Origin of the sequence: Paenibacillus polymyxa, assembly GCF_001719045.1 — a bacterium.
GTDB lineage: Bacteria > Bacillota > Bacilli > Paenibacillales > Paenibacillaceae > Paenibacillus > Paenibacillus polymyxa_B.
In genome coordinates, this window is the sequence record NZ_CP015423.1 from 2,880,534 (window position 1) to 2,904,587 (window position 24,054).

Genomic DNA, 24,054 nt, shown 5'->3' on the forward strand with positions numbered 1-24,054 from the left:
CGGGGTGGAAACTTGGATAAATTAAATGTTTTTGCGCGTATTCACGAAATGGAAACCCAAATGGGACAGTTGCATAGCGATCTGGGTGAATTGAAACTGGCAGTAAAAGAGCTGCTGGAGGAAAATCAACGACTAACGATTGAAAACGAACAGGTGCGCAAGATGCTCAAACGTGAAACCTCTGGAGAAGAAAAAACGGCAAACAAGCCGAAGCTTCCTCCTCCGATCGTCATTAAAGATGAAGGGCAAACGGGTGAGGTCGTGGGCGAAGGCTACGACAATCTAGCGAGGCTGTATCATGAAGGATTTCATATATGCAACGTGTATTACGGACATTTGCGAACGGAAGGCGATTGCCTCTTCTGTCTGTCATTTTTGAATAAATAAAAACAAGCCGTAGGAGCAAGATGCCTACGGCTTTTTTGTAAGGAAGTATGAGTGAAAAGCGATTTTGGTTATAAAAGATGGGAGAGCACTATGTACGAAAATGAAAAGAAGTCGGAACGAATTGATGATCTGCTTTCACATAATTTGCGCATTATCCAAAGTGATGAAGTATTCAGCTTCTCGATGGACGCGGTCTTGCTGGCACGTTTTGCCGGTATTCCGCAGCGCGGGAAGATTCTGGATTTGTGTACTGGCAATGGGGTTGTCCCGCTGTTGCTAACGACACGAACAAAAGCGTCTATTGAAGGAATTGAGATTCAACCACGTTTGGCAGATATGGCTAGACGTAGTGTCAGCTTGAATGGATTAGAAGCAGCAATTCAGATTCGGGAAGGGGACCTACGTGAGCTGGTTCACATCACGGGACATGGTGTTTATGATGCGATTACCGTGAATCCCCCCTATATGCCGCTAAATGGTAGCGATATCAAGCTGAATCCTCACCAGGCAATTGCCCGTCATGAAGTGAACTGCACACTGGAAGAAGTCATTCAGGCATCCACCCGGCTTGTACGTAATGGGGGAAAGGTATCTATGGTTCATCGCCCGCAGCGGCTGGGTGAGATTATAACCTTGATGCGTAAACATAGTTTGGAACCCAAACGAATACGTTTTGTTCACCCACGAGTTCATATGGAAGCCAATATGGTCTTGGTTGAAGCATTACGTGACGGTAAACCGGAGGTTCGTTTGTTGCCTCCGCTCATTGTATATCAGGAAAATGGGAATTATACTCAGGAAATAAGAGATATCTATGGAGAAGTAAGCAAGGGGGATTCTGTGTGAAAGCAGCTGTACAAAAAAGCTTCAGTACCAGCGAAGAAGAACGGGGAAAGTTGTATCTTGTTGCAACACCCATTGGGAATCTGGACGATATGACCTTTAGGGCGATTAACACCTTAAAGTCATGTAGTATTATCGCTGCCGAAGATACACGGCAGACACGCAAACTGCTCACCCATTTCGAAATTACACCGGATATGCTCTTCAGTTATCATGAACATAATAAGGCTGCCAGTGGGCCTGAACTGATACGATATATAATAGAAGGAAAAAATTTGGCACTGGTTAGCGATGCAGGTCTACCAGCCATTTCTGACCCTGGTTCGGATCTGGTCAAACTGGCACTGGAAGCGGAAATTAGCGTCATTCCTATCCCAGGAGCAAATGCGGCACTATCGGCTTTAATTGCCTCAGGACTGGATACAGAAAGGTTCACCTTCGCTGGCTTTCCACCACGGGAGAAAAAGGACCTAGAGAAGCTGTTGCTATCGTTTCAGGTATCTCACGGCACAATTATTTTTTATGAATCGCCTCATCGTATTGTGAAGACATTGATGGTGTTGAAGGAAACATTAGGTTCACGCAAAGTGGTGCTTGCGCGTGAGCTGACCAAGCTGCATGAGGAATGGGTGCGGGGAACCGTGGAGCAATGCCTTGCTAAACTAGAGGAGAATCCGCCGATTGGTGAATATTGTCTGGTGGTTGAAGGGAAAGACAAAGAGGAAGAGGAACAGGAACGTCAGGCATGGTGGCAGTCTTTATCTTTGGAGTCCCACGTCGCACATTATGAGGCAGAGGGACTCACACGCAAGGATGCAATGAAGCGTACAGCCACAGATCGTTCAATCTCCAAGAGAGATGTTTACAACGCACTCTTATGAATATCTGCCTAAACAAAAAAGGGCCTTCCAACGGTTGGGTTCAAACCGTGGAAGGCAACAAGGAGTATATATGAAAAAGGTTAGAATTAACAATATCTGATAAGTCTATTATATACTAAAATTCTCAGTTTGTCACAGGTGTTGGGATTTCAGAAATGCAATCTTGGCAAACAATTTTTCCTTTGAAGTAAATTACGTTCTCAGCATTGCCGCAGAAGATACAAGCTGGCTCGTATTTTTTAAGCATGATGCGTTCGCCATCAACATAAATTTCCAAAGCGTCTTTCTCTCCGATTCCCAGGGTACGGCGCAATTCGATTGGAATAACAACACGTCCGAGCTCGTCAACTTTTCTTACAATACCAGTGGATTTCATCATAATAAATCAGGCTCCTCTCGCCGTTTAAAATAATATAAGTGTCATGATTCGACAAAATTTTCTCTTTTCTGATATTTACTATACCAACGATTCCCAAAACAGTCAACCTTAAAAATGTAGTAACAGTCTGATTATGCAAAAGTATTTAGATTAAAGAGCTTTACTTGTGTGTATTGCCTTATCTTATTGATGATTTATTCAGTTTGTCGATTTGGAAATGTCGAAAAACTATAATTCGACATATTACGACAAATAATGTCGAATGAGGGAAACCATTTAGGATTTTATTGTATTTTAATCCATTATTCCGAATATTAAAGGAGCTGATATCTTGCACCAGCCACTCAGTGAAGAAAAAGTTTTTAAAGACCCGGTACATAATTACATCCATGTTCAGGATACTGTGATATGGCGGTTGATCAACACGCCGGAGTTCCAACGTTTACGGCGCATACGGCAGTTAGGTACGTCGTATCTTACGTTTCATGGAGCGGAGCATAGCCGGTTTTCACACTCATTGGGCGTATATGAGATTACGAGAAGTATTATTTCTCAATTTGAACGTGGGGATTTCCCGGATTGGCCGAAGGAGGAAAGGCTGGTTGCTCTGTGTGCAGCTCTATTGCATGATGTGGGGCACGGCCCGTTTTCTCATTCAATTGAGGAAGCCTTTCATATGAACCATGAGGATTGGACATGCCGCATTGTACTGGGATACACGAAGATCAACGCCGTGCTACGGCAAGTCGACGAGAAGCTTCCACAAAGGGTGGCTGCGGTTATAGCCAAAACGTATGATAAACCGATTGTTGTCAACCTGGTAACCAGTCCACTAGATGCCGATCGTATGGATTATTTGTTGCGGGATGCTCACTCGACAGGCGTCAACTACGGCACGATTGATTTGGATCGTATTTTACGACTGCTGCGTCCTCATAATGGGAGAATTGTTGTGAAGGAATCAGGTATGCATGCAGTAGAAGATTATTTAATGTCACGCTACCAGATGTATTGGCAAATTTATTTTCATCCTGTAACACGCAGCTCGGAAATCCTTTTACGTAAAATTTTCAAGCGAGCAAAGGAATTGTTTAAAAACGGATATGAGTTTGGATTTCTGCTGGACCCGTTGCCGGATCTGTTGAAAGGAGATCTTACAGTAGAGCAATATCTGATGCTCGACGAGTCATTAATCCAGACCGTATTTAGCCAGTGGAAACGAGAAAAGGACGAGATTTTAAGTGATTTGAGCAGCCGGTTTATGGACCGTAGATTGTATAAATATGTAGAGATTGAAAATATGGATACAGATACCATTGACAGTATTCGAGAAGCTTTGAAAGAGGCTGGTTTGCACCCTGAATATGATTTTGAAATTGATTTTCCGACAGATCTTCCTTATGATGTGTTTCGGCAGGGTGGCTCGACGGACAACCAGATTTTACTGCTTGGACGTCAGGGCGAGGTGAGTGAAATATCCGAAGTTTCGGAAATTGTGCGCTCAATAAGTGGTATTCACCGAGGGAAATATCATATGTATTTTCCCCAGAATAAATTGAACGCGGTAAAAGACAGGCTTCCTGCCGAAATAAGGAATTATTTTGTCAAAGAATAGACAACTATATAGAAATGTAAGTAAAAAAAGGAGATGTAAACCTTGGATTTATTCGACACTCATACTCACTTGGATGCGCCACAATTTGACGAAGATCGTGAAGAAGTTATAGCACGTGCTGTCGAATCAGGAGTAACGCGGATGATCAATATCGGATTTAATCGTGAGACCATTCCATCCACCATGAAATTGGCCGAGACGTATGATTTTATTTATGCGGCAGTTGGATGGCACCCACAGGATGCTATTACAATGCAGGAGGGCGATCTAGAATGGATTGCATCGTTATGCGGTCATAAAAAGGTTGTAGCCATCGGGGAGATCGGTCTGGATTATTATTGGGATACATCACCGAAGGATGTGCAGCATCGGGTGTTTCGAAATCAAATTGGTCTGGCTCGTGAGCTCAAGATGCCCATTGTTATTCATAACCGGGATGCCCATGAAGATATTGTTAAGATTTTGCGTGAGGAAAAAGCGAGTGAGATTGGTGGAGTCATGCACTCCTTTTCGGGTAGCTGGGAGACAGCCAAAATGGTGCTGGATATGGGATTTCACCTTTCCTTCGGTGGTCCAATAACGTTCAAAAATGCCAAGCAGCCAAAAGAGGTGCTCGCACAGGTGCCGCTGGACCGTCTGCTCATTGAAACTGATGCTCCCTATCTGACACCTCATCCGTTTCGTGGGAAGCGAAATGAGTCTGCACATGTGAGACTGGTAGCAGAGGATGCAGCCCAAATCAAAGGGATTACAGTGGAGGAATTAGTGTCAATAACGACCCGAAATGCCCTGGAACGATTTGACATTCAATGAAAAAGTGAAGAAATCGATCAAAATAAAGAGATAGACGAAGCTAATCATGAATTTGTTGCAGGAAACTCGAGAATATTACAATATTTTAACCGAATATTTTAAAAAATGTACTTGAAACCTGCTTTACAACATGCATAGAAACAGGATATCATCTTTTCAGTGAATTGTTGTTTGAATGTAAACATCAACAAGTCATTTCATGAACCAGTCTCGCTGAGTCCCTTTTACAGGGAACGGGGGAACCGATATGGCTTACAGTACGTCCGGCGTATGTGCAAGAAGGGAACTTCTCTTCCGCCAGCCGGCTCGACCTAAATTCTTTTCCCGGTGGGATTGAACAGGTGGAGGAGCCGTATTTCGATTTCTTTCTGGGTCTTCGGGGTGAATGTGAAGGCGACCGCCATGAGCGGTTGACCCAAGCTAGGGCGACTCTCTACGTCCGAACCCGACAGCTAACCCCGTAAGCGTAACAAGAGAGAAGCCATCTCGTGCATGAGTTTTCCCGCATATTCACACATGCCGGAAGCCACGAAAGAGCTCTCTAGTCTCTTTCTCTGGCTTTTTTTGTTGTGAATAAAAGAAAATCTGTCATCATACTGTGGTTAAACAGGGGAGGACAGCATGCCGCGAAGACGGGTACATGGTGCAGGACAGTCGTAGTTTGGGCTTGTCTTGTAGAAAATCTGTTATAGTCACGTCAAATCTCAACTATGTCTTACTCCAGACGGCGGGCTATGTAAGGAGGACGGAGGAAATGGGCATTTTCCAGAAAAAGGATACCCATGAGTCACGCTCATCCAGCATGTCTTACGTATTGCGTTGGAAGCAAGAGAATGTGCGCCAGGCTGCTTTGGTTGCTATTTTTCTAATCGCGCTAACGATTATGATTTCAATTCTGATGTACACGCAATCTAAAAAACAAGTCTTTTTTGTCATCGATGGCAAGGCGTCTGCGGTAGAAACCCGGGAATCCAAGCTTCAAGATTTGCTGAGCGAGCATTCCATTTCACTTCAGCCGCATGATACAGTTTCCATGCCGCTAAATGGAGCAATACAGGATGGCGATCGCGTAGTCATTAAACGTGCCAATCAGGTTAAAGTATCTTCAGGCAATGAGACGAAAAAGTTGTACACAACAGAAAATACAGTAGAAGGTGCCATTCGTACCTCGGGCTATAAATTATCATCAACGGATAAAGTTTATCCTGCGTTGGATGCCTCTGTTTCGTCTAACATGGACATAAAAATCGTCCGTGTGAAGAAACAGCAGGTCGAACAGAAAAAACAGGTGCCTTATCAGGTCATCAAAACGGCCGATCCGAGTCTTTATAAAGGCGATAATCGGGTCATTCAAAGCGGCAAATCGGGTGTGGTCGTCCAGCACGTTCAAAAGGTATATCATGATGGAAAGTTGGTATCCAAACAGCTGGTTAACAAGGAAGTTGCACAGAACCGTGTGGATAAGGTCATTGCGGTAGGAACGAAGAAAAAACCGGTCGTTCTTGCTGCTTCCGTCGGTCCCAATGATGCGGTTAAGGCAACGACGGTTAGTTCGGGCAGTGCTGTCCGTAAAGCAGGCGTAAATTTTAAATATAGCAAAGTTTTACAAAACGTCTCCATGACGGCGTATTCCTCACAGGAGCCAGGTATCGGTACACGTACTGCATCCGGCGCACGTGTCACGGAAGGACGCACCATCGCGGTCGATCCGAGTATAATTCCAATCGGCTGGTGGGTGTATATCGAAGGGGTGGGCTTCCGTCGTGCGGAGGATACCGGTGGCGCGATTAAAGGCCACAAAATCGATGTGTATTATGAGAGTTTGAGCCGAGCCAACCAATTTGGTCGTAAGCACGGTAAAACCGTATATGTTATCGGACCGGTAAAGCCTGAAATCAACTAAAACAGGTTGTGTATGTTGAGGGCAATGCGATAGTATTAACAACATAGTTATGCCATGCTAAGAAGAGGATATCCTCTTCTTATTTTGTTTTCAAAAGCAGGGAAAGATAAATATAGCTTGCTGTGTAGCAGTGGAGGGAAACACAAATGATCAAGGAAGTGATCGTGGTAGAGGGCCGGGATGATACGGTGGCCATTCGCCGCGCTGTTGAAGCGGATACGATAGAAACTGGCGGCTCCGCCATTAATAAAATGACGCTGCGTAAAATTGCATTGGCGCAGGAGCGGCGGGGGGTCATTATTTTAACCGATCCCGATCATGCAGGGGAGCGCATCCGTAAGATTATCGCTTCCAAGGTACCCGGCTGCAAGCAGGCCTTTATACCCGAGGCAGAAGCGACGCGTAAAGGAGATATTGGCGTGGAGAATGCCTCACCAGAAGCGATCAGACACGCTCTTGCACGGGTCCATACGACAGTGGAAGGCGCCGACCCGCTGATTGAGTGGGCGGACCTGATTGATGCTGGACTCATCACCCATCCCAATGCTGCTGCACGCCGTATGGCCTTAGGGAATGTGCTGGGTATTGGTTATTGTAACGGAAAGCAGCTACATAAACGGCTGTCTGTATTTCAGATCAGCCGCGAGGAGTTTGCCGGGGCGCTGGCACAAATTGAAAGTGAAGGATTGTGATGTCCGTATGACAGGGATTCAAGATATAGCAACACCGCGGCGTACGAAGGAAATTATTCAACGGCACGGTTTTTCGTTCAAAAAGAGTTTGGGACAAAATTTCCTGATTGATCAAAATATTCTCAATAAGATTGTAAATGCTGCCGGATTGGATGAGACGAAGGGTGCACTTGAGATCGGTCCTGGGATTGGCGCTTTGACCGAGAAGCTGGCGCAATCGGCTAAGGCAGTTACCGCTGTCGAGATTGACCAGCGGCTGCTGCCAATTCTCGAAGAGGTGTTGGCCCCTTACGAGCATGTGAAGGTACGTCATGGAGACGTGCTGAAGCTGGATTTACGTGAGGTGTTCGCAGCCGATTTTGCAGACGTGAGTAAAGTAAGTGTCGTGGCTAATCTGCCGTACTATGTTACTACACCGATTCTGATGAGGCTGCTGGAGGACAAGCTCCCTCTGGAGAATATCGTCGTTATGATCCAAAAAGAAGTGGCTGAGCGCATGGCTGCGTCTCCTGGAACGAAGGATTACGGCAGTCTGAGCATTGCAGTGCAATATTACAGCGAACCTGAATTAGTCTGCATTGTGCCGAATACAGTATTTATTCCCCAGCCAAATGTGGAGTCTGCAGTCATCCGGCTGCGTGTACGGGAAGCCCCTCCGGTGGAAGTGGTGAATGAGAAGCACTTCTTTGAAGTGGTTCATGCTGCTTTTGCCCAGCGTCGTAAAACCATTTCCAATAACTTAAAAAGCCGTTTCTTCACCAAAGAGAACAGGGACACGCTGGAGCCGCTGTTGCAACAAGCTGGTATTGAACCCTCCCGTCGAGGAGAAACGCTAAGTATTGAGGAATTTGCGCGTCTCAGCGCTGTGCTGTTGGAGGCAGGTATATCCTAAGCTGGAACCAAACTGTGCATTCACCCATACGATATAGGAGGGGTGATACAGTGTGATGAGTTTAGGAGACTTGGTCGTTCGGAAATCGTACGGCGGAGATGTCACGTTTCGTGTTGAGGACATCCAGCGGGATAAAGCGATCATTAAGGGAATAGAATTTCGGCTGCTGGCCGATTCCCCGGTGAACGATCTGGTCAGAGTGCCTGCAGACCAGATTAGTGGTAAGACTCAGCAGGCCCACATTAAGGCTGGTGAGTCTCTTAATCTGTTGCAACGGGCACGCCAGCAGCAAGCTGCTCGTAGTCAGGCAGCTCTGGTAGGGGACTGGAGTGATCCGGTTGAGTCAACGTATTTTGAAATGCCGGGAAAGGTTCTTCACCTGGATGGAGATCCCAGCTATCTGAAAAAATGTCTCAGTTTATATGAACAGCTCCGTGTTCCTGCAGAGGGACATCACGTTCACGAATCGGCAATGGCGGACACGTTGTACCGACTGCTTCCTCGTATCCGCCCGGATATCGTAGTCATTACTGGACATGACGGTGTGCTGAAGCAGCCACAGCCTTACGATTTGTACAGCTTGAAAAGTTATAAAAATTCGCAAAATTTTGTGGCGGCAATTCAGGTAGCAAGACAATATGAACGTCATCTGGATTCGCTGACGATTGTAGCGGGAGCATGCCAGTCCCATTTTGAGGCGCTGCTACGTGCGGGAGCAAACTTCGCCAGCTCACCAGGGCGTATCCTGATTCACGCGCTGGACCCCGTTTACGTGGCTGCCAAGGCGGCCTTTACTTCGATCCGTGATACGGTCAACATGGGGGACCTGTTTCACCAGACAATCAGTGGCAGTCGCGGAGTGGGTGGAATTGAAACTAGGGGAAGCTATCGCATCGGCCTGCCGAAGCTTGAAAATTTATCAACGCTTAAAGTAACGCCTTCCGCAATCTAGGATTCAAATGTGCCAATAGGATTAACCTGAGCAAAAAGCCTCTGCTTTCAGAGGCTTTTTGTCATTTTTTATATAAATTATTCCTGTTCGCAAAAAATTAAATTGACAACTTATTTTTCGTGTTGTTATAATATTTAGCTTGATTTGACAATCCCTCTAAAATTCATTATAATGGACAAGGAAAGAGGTGGTCGTTAGGCAATGGCTAAAAATACGCTGTTGGAAATCAAACGCAGTCTCGACGCACATGTAGGGCAAAAAATTTTGCTGCGGGCTAACGGCGGACGCCGTAAGACCGTCGAACGAACTGGTGTCTTGGAAGAAACGTACCCTTCTGTTTTTATCGTCAAGCTGGATCAGGAGCAACAGACGTTTAAACGTGTCTCCTACAGCTATGCTGACATTCTTACCGAGTCGGTAGAAGTCAGCGTATATGATCCCGACTCCCATACAAGTGTAGTCGAATATTTTGAAACACCTTAATTAATTTCGTGATTTATACCAGCTTTGCAGGTTTAACGACGGCTTCGTCATTTCAAATGACGGGGCCGTTTTGTATATACAGAGCAGGATGAAGCAAGACATCTCTGCACATACTAAGCCGGGAATGATCTTCCTTATTCCATTGCCGAAGGAGGCGTATGTATGAGCCGAAGAAGACGGAGTGTCATGTCGGAGGAGCTAAAGTACGAGCTGGCCAAAGATCTTGGATTTTACGACACGGTCAAGGAAGAAGGCTGGGGAGGCATTAAAGCCAAGGATGCGGGCAATATGGTCAAGCGGGCTATCCAACTTGCCGAGCAGGCAGCTTCCCGCAAATCGTAGCTATCGGTGGTGCTGATGAAAAGCGGGGATATCCGGGATTAGACCGGGTCATCTTCGCTTTTTTGAACCTCATGACTTGACACGCTGAGTCTGATATAATATGTTAAGCTGTCTTGAGGGAAAAGTTGAAGGTGGGTGAACGCCTTGAAAATATATGAAAAAGCACCGGCGAAAATCAATTTAATGCTTGATGTTCTACGTAAGCGGGACGATGGTTATCACGAGGTCGAAATGATTATGACCATGGTCGATCTGTCTGACCGATTGACGATGTCTGAGTTACCGCGTGATACCATTATTATTTCAAGTCAAGCCGGGTACATACCATTGGATGAAAAGAACTTGGCTTTTCAGGCTGCTCGTCTGATCAAAGAACGTTATAACGTGTCTACGGGCGTCCACATTCATCTGGATAAGCATATCCCGGTGGCGGCAGGGTTGGCAGGTGGAAGTAGTGATGCTGCCGCAGCGCTGCGTGGACTGAACAAGCTATGGAAGCTTGGTATTTCGGATGCCGAATTAAGGGTGCTGGGTGCGGAACTGGGCTCAGATGTACCTTTCTGTATTACAGGGGGTACAGCTTTAGCAAGTGGACGCGGAGAACTGCTCAAGCCACTTCCGAATCCGCCACAATGCTGGGTGATCCTTGCGAAGCCACCGATTAATGTATCGACGGCTGAAGTGTATGGTCGTGTCAAAGCAGATCAGATTGCGCACCACCCGTCTGCCCGCCAGATGGAGCATGCGATCCATAACGCTTCTTTTACCGATGTATGCAACGCGCTGGGGAATGTACTTGAGGATGTAACACTAAAGCTGTATCCAGAGGTAGAGCATCTCAAAAACTCCATGATCCGCTTAGGAGCAGACGGTGTGCTGATGTCAGGTAGTGGACCTACAGTGTTCGGACTGGTATCGAAGGAAGCCAAAGTGCCACGGATTTACAATGGACTAAGAGGGTTTTGTAAAGATGTGTATGCAGTACGACTTTTGACCTGATTTTAGATATTTCTTTCATATTATAGTGGTAATTGTTGTACAAATACGTACGAAGATGATATATTTACTATTAAATATTCGGATTTTACTATATCACTTACATTCCGCCAGCAACCGGCCAGTCCGCCGGTGCTTTACTGTACAAAGCGGGCGGCAGGAGAATAGATCGCGAGGAATTGTTGTGAAAAAACTTAAAAGAAGCTCACGATTGGTGGAAATGACGCAATTTTTGTTGTCACGGCCGCATACGCTGGTGCCTCTTACTCATTTTGCGGATCGCTACGGGGCAGCTAAGTCCTCCATAAGCGAGGATCTGGCCATCATCAAGGAAGTTTTTGAGGATGAGGGCACTGGCGAGCTTCTGACACTGGCGGGAGCGGCAGGGGGCGTGAAACTGATCCCGAGGCTTTCCAAGCAACATGCGCTTGCGTTTGCGAACGACCTGTGTGCGCAACTGGAGCAGCCTGACCGCATATTACCGGGAGGATACCTGTATTTGTCCGATTTGCTGGGCCAACCTGCGATGATGAACGAAGCTGGTAAAATATTCGCCACCGCTTTTGCCAATCGTCAGATTGATGTGGTTATGACGGTGGAGACCAAGGGTATTCCACTTGCCTATGCAACCGGAGCACAGCTGAATTTGCCAGTCGTCCTCGTACGGCGTGATCATCAGGTGACAGAAGGCTCGGCTGTAAGTATTAATTATGTTTCAGGATCACAAAAGAGCCTGCATACAATGTCTTTATCCAGACGTGCGATGCGTGAGAAATCGCGTGTGCTCATCGTAGATGATTTTATGAAGGCCGGTGGCACGATTCAGGGGATGGTCGACTTGCTGGCTGAGTTTGATGCTGAGGTGGCCGGTGTAGGTGTGCTGGTAGAATCGGGCGAGGTGGAGAACGAAGAGCGCCTGCTGCACGATTATATTTCACTGGCGAATCTGACCGCAGTCGATTCTCGAAGCAAGCAAATTACGGTCAAGCTGGGCAATTATTTTGATGAGTGAACAGGGCAGTAAATTGTCACAATCCATCATAAAATACCTAAATATGTCGAAAAGAAATCTTTTCAAAAAAATTACCTGAATTTAGGATACGAATTACCGAAAAAAAGAAGGATTTCGAACTGCTGTGTGGAATGTATACACCAAGTCCTATTTGGAAAAAGGTGGTGAAACACACATGCAGATTACGGATGTTAGACTCCGCCGAGTGAACTCAGAAGGAAGAATGAAGGCGATTGCATCCATTACGATTGATAACGAGTTTGTTGTTCATGACATCCGAGTTATCGACGGTAATAACGGGATGTTCGTAGCTATGCCAAGCAAACGAACTCCAGACGGAGAGTTTCGCGATATCGCTCATCCGATATCTTCAGGAACCCGTGAGAAGATCCAAGCTGCTGTATTGACTGAGTACGAACGTGCAGCTGTGGATGAAGAAGTTGCTATTGAAGAAGGCGCTTAATTCGCCTAAAGCAGGATTGGGGTACAAAAGAAAAAGAGAGCCACTAACTGTGGCTCTCTTTTCTTTTTGTCTGGAATGAGATATATTCTTTAGTGAGTTAACAGTCAGTTTTAAGGCAACTTGGAGCCATCCGGGCTGCCGAAGCGGCTTTTTCATAAGACAGGGACTAGGCAGAGATGCGTCCCGGGGATGAATGTCCAGCACAAGCTGGCCTGAAAAAATAGCCATTAACCAAAGGTTCGCCGTTATTTTTCAGGAGGATTGTGAAAAGTTAAGCAAAATCTGATCTGGGAATTAACGTTTTAGCCAAGGGGTAACTGTTATTTTCAGGATAGGAGGTTGGACTTGTTGGAAAGGTTGGCAGTCATTCTTGCCGCAGGGCAGGGAAAACGTATGAAATCCAAATTATATAAAGTTCTGCATCCGGTGTGCGGAAAACCGATGGTCGGGCATGTGCTCGACACGGTTCGTGAAATCGGTGTGTCCCGAAGCGTAGTCGTCGTGGGTCATGGAGCAGAGGCGGTACAGTCTTATTTGGGACCGTCGGCAGAATATGCGCTTCAGGCTGAGCAGTTGGGAACGGGCCATGCTGTCAAGCAAGCCAAGGACTTGCTCGGTCAGGAAAAAGGTACAACCATTGTCATTTGTGGGGATACTCCTTTGATCACAGCGGAAACGCTGGAGGGCTTGGTGCAACTGCACGAGAGCCGTGGGGCAGCTGCGACGATTCTGACCGCTGAGTTGGACGACCCGAAAGGATATGGACGAGTTATTCGTGATGCTTCCGGGGCCGTGCTCAAGATCGTGGAACAGAAAGATTGTTCACCTGAGGAAGATGCTGTCCGGGAGATCAATACGGGAACGTACTGCTTTGACAATGCCAAGCTGTTTGCAGCGCTGGACAAGGTAACGAACACCAATGCACAGCAGGAATATTACCTGACAGATGTCATTGGTATTTTGCATGGTGAAGGTGAGCAGGTTGAGGCGTATTTGACAGATGATGTGTCTGAATCCATCGGTGTTAACGACAGAGTGGCTTTGTCGATAGCTGAGGGCTATATGCGTGAGCGCATTGTTCGCAAGCATATGCTGAATGGTGTCACTGTCATTGATCCGTCTTCTACCTATATCGGGAGCGAGGTTGTTATTGGTTCCGATACGGTACTGTACCCGAACACATGGCTGCATGGTCAAACACAAATCGGAGAAGATTGTGTGATTGGTCCACAGGCTGAGATTCAGAATACGATTATCCATTCAGGCGCAACGGTAAAACATTCGGTGTTGAACGAAGCGGAAGTGGGAAGCAGTACATCTGTGGGGCCGTTTGCTTATCTGCGTCCAGGCGCGAAGCTTGGCGAACATGTGAAAATTGGTGATTTTGTTGAGGTGAAAAATGCGACCATTGGAGATCATTCCAAGGTGTCTCATTTGAGCTATGTCGGTGATGCTAAGGTGGGTACAAACGTAAATATTGGCTGCGGGGCAATAACGGTCAATTATGATGGATATAATAAATCCATTACAGAAATTGAAGACGATGCCTTTATTGGCAGCAACGTGAATCTGATCGCCCCGATTAAGATTGGAAAAGGTGCTTATGTTGTAGCAGGCTCCACTGTAACACATGCTGTCCCTGATAACGATCTGGCCATTGCCAGACCACGTCAAGAGAACAAAGCCGGATATGCGGACAAGATCCGCGCACGTGCCAAAGCGAAGAAGAAAAGATCGGAATGACCTTAATCAGCAAGCTGTTGAATCTGTAATGAATGAACCAGCACGGAGGGTTTCTATTAATGACTTATTGCGATTCCAAACTCAAAATATTTACTTGTAACTCCAATCCGAAGTTAGCCCACCAGATTGCGGACTACATCGGCATCCCAATGGGGGAATCCCATACCACATCGTTTAGTGACGGTGAAATCCAAGTTAAGCTGTCGGAAAGCGTACGCGGCTGCCATGTGTATATTGTGCAGTCAACTTGTCTGCCGGTTAACGACAACTTGATGGAGTTATTGGTTATGATTGATGCACTTAAACGCGCTTCTGCCAAAAGTATCAATGTCGTTATGCCATATTACGGTTACGCTCGTCAGGATCGTAAAGCTCGTTCACGCGATCCGATTACAGCGAAACTTGTCGCTAACTTGATTGAAAAAGCGGGAGCTCACCGCGTAATCAGCATGGATTTGCATGCGATGCAGATTCAGGGATTCTTTGATATTCCAGTAGATCATATGTTGGGAGCGCCAATTCTTGCCCAATATTTCCGTTCCAAGCAAATTGAGAACCCGATTGTCGTTTCACCCGATCATGGCGGGGTCGTTCGTGCGCGTAAGCTGGCGGACTTCCTGAGTGCGCCGCTCGCTATTATTGATAAGCGTCGTCCAGAGCCAAATGTCAGTGAAGTGATGAACATCATCGGGAACATTGAGGGTAAAACGGCTATTTTAATTGATGATATCATTGATACAGCCGGAACGATTGTATTAGGTGCAAATGCGCTTAAAGAAGGCGGCGTAAAAGATGTGTATGCGTGTTGTACACATGCTGTGCTGTCCGGTCCTGCTATGGAAAGACTGGAGAATTCGCCATTAAAAGAGGTGGTTGTGACGGATACAATCCCGATCGTTCACCCGAATCCGACAAGCAAGCTGAAGGTATTGTCTGTGGCTCCATTAATGGGAGAAGCTATCATCCGTGTGCATGAAGAATTGTCGATCAGCAAACTGTTTGAAATCGAATAAGCGCTGGCTCATTAAAAAAAGGGGTTGCCTTTTCCATATGGAAAAGGTAACCCCTATCAGCATGTCAGGCTAAAAGCCTGGGCGAGATATGAATGTGAAACGTTGACGATTGTATAGTGTGTCCTCTATTTCGACGAAATGCTCATTAAAACGCGCAACGATGCCAATCTGAATATGTACATTCCCGTCATAGATCTGGACAGGAACGGAATGTTTTAAATGATATAGAAAATGGCTGTCATATAAGAGGATATCACCTTGATTGAGCATACCGGCACGCACCTTCCTATTCAATACAACTATTTTACCAAAAAATCAAGACTGCGAAAGAGGGTGTCAAAGTTATGAAGTGGATTGTAGGATTGGGCAACCCCGGTCCCCAATACGAGAAAACGAGACATAATGTCGGATTTATGGCATTGGATGCTCTTGCCTCGCGTCATAACATCCAGATTAACCAAAGCAAATGCAAGGCGTTAATTGGAGAGGGTCACATTGGTGGCGTAAAAACCGTACTGATTAAGCCAATGACCTATATGAATCTATCAGGCGAGTCTTTACGTGCTTATATGGACTATTATAAGGCCGATATGGAAGATCTGATTGTCGTGTACGATGATCTGGATACAGAAGTCGGTAAAATAAGATTGCGTTATCAAGGTAGCGCAGGCGGTCATAACGGCATTAAATCGATCATTCAGCATACCGGCACGCAGTCCTTCAATCGGATTCGTATGGGCATTTCCCGCCCGGAGCCTGGACATGCTATTGTCGATTATGTTCTGGGTACCTTTCCCAAGAAGGAAAAAGAATTACTGGCCGGAATGATCGAGGACACGTGCAACGCCTTAGAACACAGCTTGAGTCATCCGTTTGAACGGACGATGGCTGAATTCAACAAGTAAGTTCAGACGTAGGCAGACGGGCTTAAATGGAAGATTGTTGGACATACTGAAAGGTATAGAAAACTTTCAGGAGGCATATACATTACATGATTGTTAATTATGTATGCAGACATTGTCGAACTTTCTTGGGACGAATTGATTCCGCGGCAATAACCGAAGAAAGGTTGGGCTTCCATTCCTTGACCCCTGCCGAACGTAGAGATATAATAGCGTATAATTCGGGTGGTGAAGTGACCGTCAAAGTCATTTGCGAGCATTGCAGTCAGGCATTGGAGAATAATCCAGAGCTGAGTCTGCTCGTTAATCCGCTCCAATAACAGGTATTCAACTGGTAGGATGTACCAGCTTGAGAGGTGAAGCGGCAATTCCGCTTATGGAGCCTTGGCAGCATTGCTGAGGCTTCTTTTTCGGTTTACATGTAACTATTTATAAGCATAAAGGGGTGCCTTTTTTGTTACAAGCACTTATTCAGGCTTTTACGAAGGATGCTGATTATGCATCCATTGCAGCAGGTATTTCATCAGGGATGAAGGAACAACTGATATCAGGTTTATCAGGCTCTTCCCGACAGGTACTGATGGCCGCGCTTGCCGAAGATACCGGACGACCGTTAATGGTCATGACGCACAATATGTTTGCCGCTCAAAAAATAGCAGATGACTTACAGGAAGCGCTTTCTCCTGATCAGGTTTTATTGTATCCTGCTAATGAGCTGGTAGCTGCTGAAGCTGCAATATCCAGTCCAGAGACATTGTCCCAACGAATTGATGTATTGATACGCTGCGCCCAGGGTTTTCGTGGGATTGTTGTCGTGCCGTTTTCTGGTGTCCGACGTTTACTGCCAATCCCGGAAACATGGCGTGAGGCTCGTATTGAGCTGAAAGAAGGCGAAACGATTCAGCTGGAAGCGTTTTTGCTACATATGGTCGAGATGGGCTACCAGCGTGTAGAGCGTGTGGAATCACGTGGAGAGATGAGCGTACGCGGAGGAATTATTGATTTTTATCCAATGACAACCCGTTGGGGTTATCGTGTGGAGCTGTTTGACGATGAAATCGATTCGATCCGTAAGTTTGATCCGCAAGATCAGCGTTCGGTGGAAAAGGTTCAGGACGTTACCGTAACGCCGTGTAAGGAAGTTATTGCGAATAACCAGCGTATGGATCAGGCGGCGGATGCCGCTGCTATTTTGTTGGAGGAGCAGCTGGGCAAAATGACGGATCGTCAAGCTAAGCAGCACCTGAAAGAAGAGATTCATCGTGAAATTGAGTTGCTGCGAGAGCATGTGTATTTTGACGAAATCTATAAATATATCTCCCTGCTGTATCCTGAACGTAAAACCCTAGCAGACTATATGCCGGAAGATACGATTCTGATTATTGATGAACCGGCACGTATGCTGGAAACAGCCAAGCAACTGGAACGGGATGAGTCAGAATGGAATCTGCATTTGCTTCAAAACGGTAAAACGTTACCGCAGCTAGAACTGTCAGATGACGCGGACAATCTGCTGTACAACCGGAGATTTCAGACGTTGTTCCTGTCGATTTTTCTTCGTCAGGTTCCTCATACCCAGCCACAAAATATTTTGAATTTCATCTGCCGAGGCATGCAGGATTTCCATGGCCAAATGAATGTGCTCAAGGCGGAGATGGATCGTTGGCGCAAAGCCGGCACACAGGTTATGATGCTGGCAAGTGGAGATGAACGTCTGGACCGGATGCGCCGAGTGCTTGAAGATTACGGTATTGATGAACCGACGATGGCTATCGGCAATCTGCAAAGCGGTTTTGAAATGCCATCTATTCATCTGGCGGTCATTACCGAGGGCGAGATGTTTTCCCAGAAGCAGCGGAAAGCTCGTAAGCAGGGCCGGCATGTGGACAATGCAGAACGGATTAAGAGCTATAGCGAGCTGAAGGTGGGCGACTACGTCGTACACCAAAATCACGGGATCGGGAAGTACATGGGGATCGGCACGCTGGAGGTTGGCGGTATCCATAAGGATTACATGCATGTCCTCTACGCGGGTGGAGATAAGCTGTCAGTGCCGATTGAACAAATTGATTTGATTCAGAAATATGTCGGCTCAGAGGACAAGGAACCCAAGATTTATAAACTGGGTGGCAATGAGTGGACACGGGTTAAAAGTAAGGTGCGCAGCTCGGTTCAGGATATTGCGGATGACTTGATCAAGCTATATGCAGAACGACAGTCGGCACCAGGGTTTGCTTTTGAAAAGGATTCACCAGAGCAACAAGAGTTTGAGGATATGTTCCCGTATGATGAGACACGTGACCAGATTCGGGCCATCGAAGAGATTAAGAAGGACATGGAGCAGAGCCGCCCGATGGATCGTTTGCTATGCGGTGATGTAGGTTACGGCAAAACTGAAGTTGCCATTCGTGCTGCTTTTAAGTCTGCTATTGAAGGCAAACAAGTAGCGGTGCTGGTACCGACGACGATTTTGGCACAACAACACTATGAGACATTCCGTGAACGTTTTTCAGGGTATCCGTTCAATATTCAGGTATTGAGCCGTTTCCGCTCGCGCAAAGAGCAGAATGAGACGATTAAAGGGGTCCGGCAGGGCACGGTCGATATTGTCATTGGTACCCATCGTCTGTTGTCGCAGGATCTGGTGTTTAAGGACCTCGGAATGCTGATTGTCGATGAAGAACAGCGATTTGGCGTAACCCACAAGGAAAAGCTGAAGAAGCTGAAAACGAACGTAGATGTGCTGACGTTAACGGCAACACCTATTCCGCGTACGTTGCATATGTCCATGCTGGGTGTACGTGACTTGTCAGTCATTGAGACGCCACCGGAAAACCGTTTTCCAGTGCAAACGTATGTGGTTGAGCATAGCCAGACTCTAGTCCGTGAGGCCATTGAACGCGAGATGGCACGCGGAGGGCAGGTGTACTATCTGTATAATCGCGTGCAGGGCATTCAGGAGATGGCTGCCGAGATCAATGCGCTTGTACCGGAGGCCAAGGTGGGCGTGGGTCACGGACAGATGTCCGAAACCGAACTGGAGAAAACGATTTTGGATTTCCTGGATGGCGAATACGATGTGCTGGTCAGCACCAGCATTATCGAAACCGGCGTGGATATTCCAAATGTGAATACACTCATTGTGCATGATGCCGATAAAATGGGGCTATCTCAGCTTTATCAGCTGCGTGGGCGTGTAGGTCGTTCCAATCGGATTGCCTATGCTTATTTCACGTACCAGCGGGATAAGGTGCTCACGGAAGTGGCGGAGAAGCGCCTTCAGTCGATTAAAGAATTTACGGAGCTCGGCTCCGGGTTCAAGATTGCAATGCGCGATTTGTCCATCCGTGGAGCGGGTAACTTACTTGGCGCTGAGCAGCATGGTTTCATCGCATCCGTCGGTTTTGATCTCTACTCGCAGATGCTGGCTGAGGAAATTAATAAACGTAAAGTCAGTGTACTTGGAGAAGAGGATCAGTCCAATCGGAATTGGAGTACGTCGATTGATTTAGGCGTCGATGCTTACTTGCCGGGAGACTATATTTATGACAGCATCCAGAAGATTGAGATTTATAAAAAGGTTGCAGCGGTCAGCACCTTTGACGAGGCTTCCGAACTGGAGGATGAACTGGTCGACCGATTTGGCGATCTGCCAGAGGCTGTGCGTCATTTGCTAGCCGTGGCTCGCCTCAAGGTATATGGACGTATGTATGGCATCGAGTCCATGGTGCAACGGGATGACAATATAGTGCTGAAATTCCATGAAGGGCGCCAGCAGGCGGTACAGACCGCCAAACTTGCCGAGATTGGCAATCGCTTTGAAAGACGTGTACAATTTGAACAGGGCACTTCTATGAGCGCACGCATAAAGGGCAAAGGTCTAAATGATCCACAGTTGCTAGAACTGCTGGAACAATTTTTGAGTGCATTGAAAGAAGCATTCACATTGAAGGAGGAACTGCAAAATGCCACAACTAAATAAAAGAAAACCTTGGAGAATGCTCTCCTTGGGAATGGCAGCGCTGCTAGCTATATCTGTCCTGGCAGCATGTACGAAGCAAGCGGATGAGAACAAGGTCAAGGATGAACCGAAGGACAACAGCAAGGTTGTCGTGACCTATAAGGGTGGAACCATTACCGAAAATGAGTTCAACCAAGAAATCAGCATGATGAAATTCCTTTACCCGGAATATGAGGCTGCGTTAGCTTCGGATCAGGTACGGGAGCAAATTGTAAAGCAGGAAGTGGTGTACAAGCTTCTGGCGGCCAAAGCGGACGACAAAGCCAAGGAGCAGGGTGCCAAACAAGGGAACGAACAGCTGGAGCAGTATAAAAAGTCAGTCGGAGAAGATAAGTTCAAGACATTTCTGAGTGATAAAAAACTGACCGAACAAGGTGTGAAAGATTACTTCACGCGTGTAATGACGGTAATCAACAGCGAAACCAACAAAGTAACAGATGATCAGCTAAAACAGGAATTTGAGAAAAATAAAGATCAATTCACGACAGCAACTGTGCGCCATGTATTGATTAACTTCGAAGATCCTAAAACGAAGAAACAGCGCAAAAAAGAGGATACCCTCAAGCTGGCCAAAGAAGTGAAGGCGAAGCTGGATGGAGGAGCGGATTTTGCGACGATTGCTAAGAAATATTCAGAAGACCCAGGTTCTGCGTCTAACGGAGGTCTGTATGAGAATGCATCCGTAGCGCAATGGGTACCTGCTTTTAAAGAGGCCGCTGAGACTCAACCGATCAACAAAATTGGTGAGCCGGTGGAAACGGAATACGGATATCACGTGATCAAAGTGGAGTCCCGCAATGAGCCAACGTTTGATAAATTGAAAGACAACGAAAAGGCAGCCCTGAAAAATAAATTGGCCGGGGAAAGTATCCAAAACTTTACCGAAAATGATTTGGCAAAACTTGATTTGAAAATCAATCTGCCGAAGGTACCAGCTACGCAAGAGAAAAGCGGTGCAACTTCCGGTGCCGGTAGCACAACTACACCGGGCGCAACAACAAACGGTACGGGCGATGCCAAGGCAGGAACAGCCAAAGATGGAGCTACAAACGAAGGTAAATAACTGAACATGCATAAGGAATTGGGAACAGATGAATACTATGGTCAGATATCACCATAAACACCATGACCGTGACGTTCTTCGTGACCGCTTCTGGGGGAGTGGAAGCGTCTTTCGATACCGTCAGTAGTTTACTAAATTCTTCTTGAGAAAGTGGGGCAACATGTGAAATGAAAGCTACTGGTATAGTTCGCCGTATTGATGACCTTGGGCGGGTAGTTATTCCAAAGGAAATTCGCCGCACCTTGAGAATTCGTGAAGGAGATCCGCTTGAGATTTTTGTGGATCGTGACGGAGAAGTCATTTTGAAAAAGTATTCACCTATTGGTGAACTTGGTGATTTCGCCAAAGAATATGCTGAGTCCCTGTTTGAAAGCACGGGCCATATTACAATGATTACCGATCGGGACACCATTATTACGGTGGCTGGAGGCTCCAAAAAAGATTTTCTGGACAAGCCAATCGGTAGCATTATCGAAGGTAGTATGGATAATCGCAAAACTGTGCTGGAGACAGCCAGCGGCTCTTATGAGCTAACGCGAGACCACGAAGAAACACTCTCGTCCTTTGTGGCGGCTCCCATTGTTTCCGGTGGTGATCCCATTGGTTCCGTTGTATTGTTGAACAAGGACGAAAATGTAAAAATGTCCGAAATGGAAGTCAAAATGGCTGAAACAGCCGCTGGCTTCCTGGGCAAACAAATGGAACAGTAACATCCCGTTTCACCCCTGTATGACGTACAGAATGGCGAAAGCCGTCCTACGTTGTACAGGGTTTTTTTTCTTTCCGGGAGAAGAGGCGGTATAATAGGACTCGTGAAAGATGCATATTTCAGGTGGGAGTGAAGACGGAGAATGCAGGAAAATCGCGCCGCTTCGCGGCTGCTACGGGGTGCTGTCATTTTGACACTGGCAGCAGTAGCGAGCAAGCTGATCGGCACATTGCAAAAAATCCCGCTGCAGAATATCGGCGGCGACGGCGTGTTTGGCATTTATAATACGGTTTATCCTTTTTATACGCTATTCATTACCATTGCAGCTGCTGGATTTCCGGCAGCCATATCCAAATTTGTAGCTGAGTTTGAGGCAGTGGGAAACCGGGCAGCGGGGCAACGTGTTGCTCGGCTATCTTCGCTTGTCTTGGGTGTCTTTGGATTGATCCTGGGCGTGCTGATGTATACGTGTGCGCCGCTCATTGGTCAATGGATCGACAATGCTCACGTCATTCCGTCGGTGAGGGCGGCGGCGTTTGCCTTTTTGTTCGTGCCGGTTATGGCGGGATTGAGAGGATATTTTCAAGGTTTGCAAAATATGCTTCCGACTGCTATCTCCCAAGTGACGGAGCAGGCGATACGGGTAAGCGTGATGATTATGCTGTTGCTGCTCATGCTGTCACAAGGAGCGGGGGCGGATATGATTGCCGCCGGAGCAGTGTTTGGTTCAGCAGCAGGCGGAGCAGCGGGCTTGGTCGTCATGTTGCTCTATTGGCGAAATCACAGGAAGAGGCCTAGAAGGCAAGGGACGGACATGGCGACAGTGCAAGCACAAACTGGAGAGCTACACCCAGCGGAAAGCAACGGTGCCTTGCTAAAGGCGCTGCTGCGTTATGCCTTGCCTGTTTGCCTTGGAGCGCTAGCCGTTCCGTTAATTAGTCTGGTTGACACATTTACCGTACCTCGATTGTTAAAGCAGGAGGGTTTGGACGATACTGCGGTTATGGTGGCCTTTGGCGTGTATAACCGAGGTCTGCCGCTGGTACAGCTAGTCATGATGTTTGCCACCACCCTGTCGGCATTATTCATTCCATCGCTGGCTGAGGCGCGGGTGACCGGCGGTACGGAGCTGGCACGTCGCCAGTGCGAGCAATCGCTGCGCTGGTTTTGGTTACTGGGACTAGCCGCTGCGACAGGCTTGATCGTGCTGGCTGTGCCCGTCAATGTGATGCTGTATGCGGACGACACCGGCAGCGGGGTCATGCGCTGGATGGCGCTAACCGCCGTAGGCGGCACGCTCAGCATCATCTCGGCTGCGCTGCTGCAAGGGCTTGGCGCGGTTCGCGCGCCGGCTCTGGCGATGCTCGCGGCCGCAGTAGCCAAGGCGCTGCTAAACTGGCTGCTCGTGCCGCAGCTAGGCACGGCTGGAGCCGCCATTGCGGGGGCTGTCGCCTATCTGCTGGCGGCGGTGATCAACATCGTGCTGCTGGCTCGCTTGGTAGGCCTGCGTGGGAGCTGGTCCGCCAGCGTGCTCAAGCCGGCGGCACTGCTTATCGCCCTGGCTGGTGCGGCCGGGGCGGCGATGTGGGGCACCAGCGCTGTGCTGGGTGCTTTGGGGTGGGCTGCCGGAGGTCGTGCCACGGCAGCCGCGGAGAGCCTGCTGGGCGTAGCCGCAGGCGCCGTAGTGTTCGTGATCGGCCTCGCACGCTTGAGGCTGATCACGGAAGCCGAGCTTGTGGCGGTGCCCAAGCTCGGACGCCCGCTGGCAGCCGTGCTGCGCAGGCTGCGTGTACTGACGTAGCCCAGGCATAGGGCTTAGGGTACGAAAGCGGCACAGCCATTTTATGAGCCTATACAACTTTGTGGTATAGTAAATGCCAAAGCAAAGGAAGCGGAAGCGGGTTAGGCCGTGTATTTTTTCGAGCATGAACCTTGTTTCTGCGAAACGGA

Annotated in this window: 24 protein-coding genes and 1 riboswitch; of the genes, 22 read left to right on the forward strand and 2 right to left on the reverse strand. The window is 47.4% G+C overall.

Annotated elements, in window-relative coordinates:
* Positions 1 to 12 precede the first annotated feature (12 nt).
* The 3 genes from yabA (at position 13) to rsmI (ending at position 2,111) form a co-directional block, all read left to right on the forward strand.
* Positions 13 to 387 (forward strand): DNA replication initiation control protein YabA, encoded by a 375-nt coding sequence (gene yabA, locus AOU00_RS12895; RefSeq protein WP_025722558.1) that lies wholly within the window; start codon positions 13 to 15, stop codon positions 385 to 387.
* Positions 388 to 477: 90 nt separating this feature from the next.
* Positions 478 to 1,233: a tRNA1(Val) (adenine(37)-N6)-methyltransferase gene (locus AOU00_RS12900; RefSeq protein ID WP_025722559.1), complete on the forward strand. Its 756-nt coding sequence runs from the start codon at positions 478 to 480 to the stop codon at positions 1,231 to 1,233.
* Positions 1,230 to 2,111 carry a 16S rRNA (cytidine(1402)-2'-O)-methyltransferase gene (gene rsmI, locus AOU00_RS12905; protein ID WP_069290750.1) on the forward strand — a complete coding sequence of 294 codons (882 nt, stop codon included), beginning with the start codon at positions 1,230 to 1,232 and terminating at the stop codon, positions 2,109 to 2,111. The genes AOU00_RS12900 and rsmI overlap by 4 nt, the downstream gene beginning before the upstream one ends.
* A gap of 124 nt (positions 2,112 to 2,235) precedes the next feature.
* Here rsmI and AOU00_RS12910 read toward each other — a convergent pair whose 3' ends face one another.
* Complete coding sequence (locus tag AOU00_RS12910; protein WP_007428005.1) at positions 2,236 to 2,490, reverse strand: AbrB/MazE/SpoVT family DNA-binding domain-containing protein; 255 nt, start codon at positions 2,488 to 2,490, stop codon at positions 2,236 to 2,238.
* Positions 2,491 to 2,821: 331 nt separating this feature from the next.
* Here AOU00_RS12910 and AOU00_RS12915 point away from each other — a divergent pair, with 331 nt between their 5' ends.
* The 13 genes from AOU00_RS12915 (at position 2,822) to AOU00_RS12975 (ending at position 15,409) form a co-directional block, all read left to right on the forward strand.
* Complete coding sequence (locus AOU00_RS12915) at positions 2,822 to 4,105, forward strand: HD domain-containing protein (RefSeq protein ID WP_069290751.1); 1,284 nt, start codon at positions 2,822 to 2,824, stop codon at positions 4,103 to 4,105.
* A gap of 42 nt (positions 4,106 to 4,147) precedes the next feature.
* Positions 4,148 to 4,918 carry a TatD family hydrolase gene (locus AOU00_RS12920; RefSeq protein WP_069290752.1) on the forward strand — a complete coding sequence of 257 codons (771 nt, stop codon included), beginning with the start codon at positions 4,148 to 4,150 and terminating at the stop codon, positions 4,916 to 4,918.
* A 201-nt stretch (positions 4,919 to 5,119) separates the two neighbouring features.
* A riboswitch (cyclic di-AMP (ydaO/yuaA leader) is annotated at positions 5,120 to 5,401 on the forward strand.
* 271 nt (positions 5,402 to 5,672) lie between these two features.
* Positions 5,673 to 6,821, forward strand: a complete 1,149-nt coding sequence (locus AOU00_RS12925) for a resuscitation-promoting factor (RefSeq protein WP_061831836.1) — start codon at positions 5,673 to 5,675, stop codon at positions 6,819 to 6,821.
* A 146-nt stretch (positions 6,822 to 6,967) separates the two neighbouring features.
* Positions 6,968 to 7,513 (forward strand): ribonuclease M5, encoded by a 546-nt coding sequence (gene rnmV, locus AOU00_RS12930; RefSeq protein ID WP_013308117.1) that lies wholly within the window; start codon positions 6,968 to 6,970, stop codon positions 7,511 to 7,513.
* Positions 7,514 to 7,520: 7 nt separating this feature from the next.
* On the forward strand, positions 7,521 to 8,405 hold the full coding sequence (rsmA, locus tag AOU00_RS12935) for a 16S rRNA (adenine(1518)-N(6)/adenine(1519)-N(6))-dimethyltransferase RsmA (RefSeq protein ID WP_069292044.1): 885 nt from the start codon (positions 7,521 to 7,523) through the stop codon (positions 8,403 to 8,405).
* 55 nt (positions 8,406 to 8,460) lie between these two features.
* Positions 8,461 to 9,357, forward strand: coding sequence for a sporulation peptidase YabG (gene yabG, locus AOU00_RS12940; RefSeq protein ID WP_061831846.1), 897 nt, complete (start codon positions 8,461 to 8,463; stop codon positions 9,355 to 9,357).
* A 201-nt stretch (positions 9,358 to 9,558) separates the two neighbouring features.
* The gene (gene veg / locus AOU00_RS12945; RefSeq protein WP_013308120.1) at positions 9,559 to 9,840 is read left to right on the forward strand and encodes a biofilm formation stimulator Veg; all 282 of its coding nucleotides are present in this window, start codon (positions 9,559 to 9,561) and stop codon (positions 9,838 to 9,840) included.
* A 162-nt stretch (positions 9,841 to 10,002) separates the two neighbouring features.
* Positions 10,003 to 10,182: a small, acid-soluble spore protein, alpha/beta type gene (locus tag AOU00_RS12950; protein ID WP_007428013.1), complete on the forward strand. Its 180-nt coding sequence runs from the start codon at positions 10,003 to 10,005 to the stop codon at positions 10,180 to 10,182.
* A gap of 144 nt (positions 10,183 to 10,326) precedes the next feature.
* A complete protein-coding gene (gene ispE / locus AOU00_RS12955; protein ID WP_069290753.1) occupies positions 10,327 to 11,181 on the forward strand; it encodes a 4-(cytidine 5'-diphospho)-2-C-methyl-D-erythritol kinase in 855 nt (284 codons plus the stop codon).
* Between the two features lie 181 nt (positions 11,182 to 11,362).
* Positions 11,363 to 12,190, forward strand: a complete 828-nt coding sequence (gene purR, locus AOU00_RS12960) for a pur operon repressor (RefSeq protein WP_013308122.1) — start codon at positions 11,363 to 11,365, stop codon at positions 12,188 to 12,190.
* A 175-nt stretch (positions 12,191 to 12,365) separates the two neighbouring features.
* A complete protein-coding gene (gene spoVG, locus AOU00_RS12965; protein WP_007428016.1) occupies positions 12,366 to 12,653 on the forward strand; it encodes a septation regulator SpoVG in 288 nt (95 codons plus the stop codon).
* Between the two features lie 345 nt (positions 12,654 to 12,998).
* Positions 12,999 to 14,396: a bifunctional UDP-N-acetylglucosamine diphosphorylase/glucosamine-1-phosphate N-acetyltransferase GlmU gene (glmU, locus tag AOU00_RS12970; RefSeq protein ID WP_081330709.1), complete on the forward strand. Its 1,398-nt coding sequence runs from the start codon at positions 12,999 to 13,001 to the stop codon at positions 14,394 to 14,396.
* Between the two features lie 59 nt (positions 14,397 to 14,455).
* Positions 14,456 to 15,409: a ribose-phosphate diphosphokinase gene (locus AOU00_RS12975; RefSeq protein ID WP_013308125.1), complete on the forward strand. Its 954-nt coding sequence runs from the start codon at positions 14,456 to 14,458 to the stop codon at positions 15,407 to 15,409.
* A 69-nt stretch (positions 15,410 to 15,478) separates the two neighbouring features.
* On the opposite strand, the gene AOU00_RS27590 is transcribed toward AOU00_RS12975, so the two are convergent.
* Positions 15,479 to 15,679: a hypothetical protein gene (locus tag AOU00_RS27590; protein WP_023986434.1), complete on the reverse strand. Its 201-nt coding sequence runs from the start codon at positions 15,677 to 15,679 to the stop codon at positions 15,479 to 15,481.
* 74 nt (positions 15,680 to 15,753) lie between these two features.
* On the opposite strand from AOU00_RS27590, the gene pth reads away from it, so the two are divergent.
* The 6 genes from pth (at position 15,754) to AOU00_RS13010 (ending at position 23,905) form a co-directional block, all read left to right on the forward strand.
* A complete protein-coding gene (gene pth / locus AOU00_RS12985) occupies positions 15,754 to 16,314 on the forward strand; it encodes an aminoacyl-tRNA hydrolase (protein WP_061831840.1) in 561 nt (186 codons plus the stop codon).
* Positions 16,315 to 16,400: 86 nt separating this feature from the next.
* Entirely contained in the window at positions 16,401 to 16,631 is a 231-nt protein-coding gene (locus AOU00_RS12990; protein ID WP_013308128.1) for an anti-sigma-F factor Fin, read from the forward strand.
* A gap of 134 nt (positions 16,632 to 16,765) precedes the next feature.
* A complete protein-coding gene (mfd, locus tag AOU00_RS12995) occupies positions 16,766 to 20,293 on the forward strand; it encodes a transcription-repair coupling factor (protein ID WP_023986436.1) in 3,528 nt (1,175 codons plus the stop codon).
* A complete protein-coding gene (locus AOU00_RS13000; protein ID WP_069290755.1) occupies positions 20,277 to 21,395 on the forward strand; it encodes a peptidylprolyl isomerase in 1,119 nt (372 codons plus the stop codon). Before mfd ends, AOU00_RS13000 begins: the two co-directional genes overlap by 17 nt.
* A gap of 167 nt (positions 21,396 to 21,562) precedes the next feature.
* Positions 21,563 to 22,105, forward strand: a complete 543-nt coding sequence (spoVT, locus tag AOU00_RS13005) for a stage V sporulation protein T (RefSeq protein ID WP_061831843.1) — start codon at positions 21,563 to 21,565, stop codon at positions 22,103 to 22,105.
* Positions 22,106 to 22,246: 141 nt separating this feature from the next.
* Positions 22,247 to 23,905, forward strand: coding sequence for a putative polysaccharide biosynthesis protein (locus tag AOU00_RS13010; RefSeq protein WP_069290756.1), 1,659 nt, complete (start codon positions 22,247 to 22,249; stop codon positions 23,903 to 23,905).
* The last annotated feature ends 149 nt before the right edge of the window (positions 23,906 to 24,054 follow it).

Excerpts from the sequence above, each read along its gene's own strand:
- AOU00_RS12975 (WP_013308125.1), top strand. The coding sequence starts at position 14,456 with ATGACTTATTGCGATTCCAAACTCAAAATATTTACTTGTAACTCCAAT.
- AOU00_RS12910 (WP_007428005.1), bottom strand. The coding sequence starts at position 2,490 with ATGATGAAATCCACTGGTATTGTAAGAAAAGTTGACGAGCTCGGACGT.
- yabG (WP_061831846.1), top strand. The coding sequence starts at position 8,461 with ATGAGTTTAGGAGACTTGGTCGTTCGGAAATCGTACGGCGGAGATGTC.
- AOU00_RS27590 (WP_023986434.1), bottom strand. The coding sequence starts at position 15,679 with ATGCTCAATCAAGGTGATATCCTCTTATATGACAGCCATTTTCTATAT.
- AOU00_RS12950 (WP_007428013.1), top strand. The coding sequence starts at position 10,003 with ATGAGCCGAAGAAGACGGAGTGTCATGTCGGAGGAGCTAAAGTACGAG.
- spoVG (WP_007428016.1), top strand. The coding sequence starts at position 12,366 with ATGCAGATTACGGATGTTAGACTCCGCCGAGTGAACTCAGAAGGAAGA.
- veg (WP_013308120.1), top strand. The coding sequence starts at position 9,559 with ATGGCTAAAAATACGCTGTTGGAAATCAAACGCAGTCTCGACGCACAT.
- rnmV (WP_013308117.1), top strand. The coding sequence starts at position 6,968 with ATGATCAAGGAAGTGATCGTGGTAGAGGGCCGGGATGATACGGTGGCC.
- AOU00_RS12900 (WP_025722559.1), top strand. The coding sequence starts at position 478 with ATGTACGAAAATGAAAAGAAGTCGGAACGAATTGATGATCTGCTTTCA.
- rsmA (WP_069292044.1), top strand. The coding sequence starts at position 7,521 with ATGACAGGGATTCAAGATATAGCAACACCGCGGCGTACGAAGGAAATT.
- AOU00_RS12925 (WP_061831836.1), top strand. The coding sequence starts at position 5,673 with ATGGGCATTTTCCAGAAAAAGGATACCCATGAGTCACGCTCATCCAGC.
- AOU00_RS13010 (WP_069290756.1), top strand. The coding sequence starts at position 22,247 with ATGCAGGAAAATCGCGCCGCTTCGCGGCTGCTACGGGGTGCTGTCATT.
- pth (WP_061831840.1), top strand. The coding sequence starts at position 15,754 with ATGAAGTGGATTGTAGGATTGGGCAACCCCGGTCCCCAATACGAGAAA.
- spoVT (WP_061831843.1), top strand. The coding sequence starts at position 21,563 with ATGAAAGCTACTGGTATAGTTCGCCGTATTGATGACCTTGGGCGGGTA.
- AOU00_RS13000 (WP_069290755.1), top strand. The coding sequence starts at position 20,277 with ATGCCACAACTAAATAAAAGAAAACCTTGGAGAATGCTCTCCTTGGGA.
- AOU00_RS12990 (WP_013308128.1), top strand. The coding sequence starts at position 16,401 with ATGATTGTTAATTATGTATGCAGACATTGTCGAACTTTCTTGGGACGA.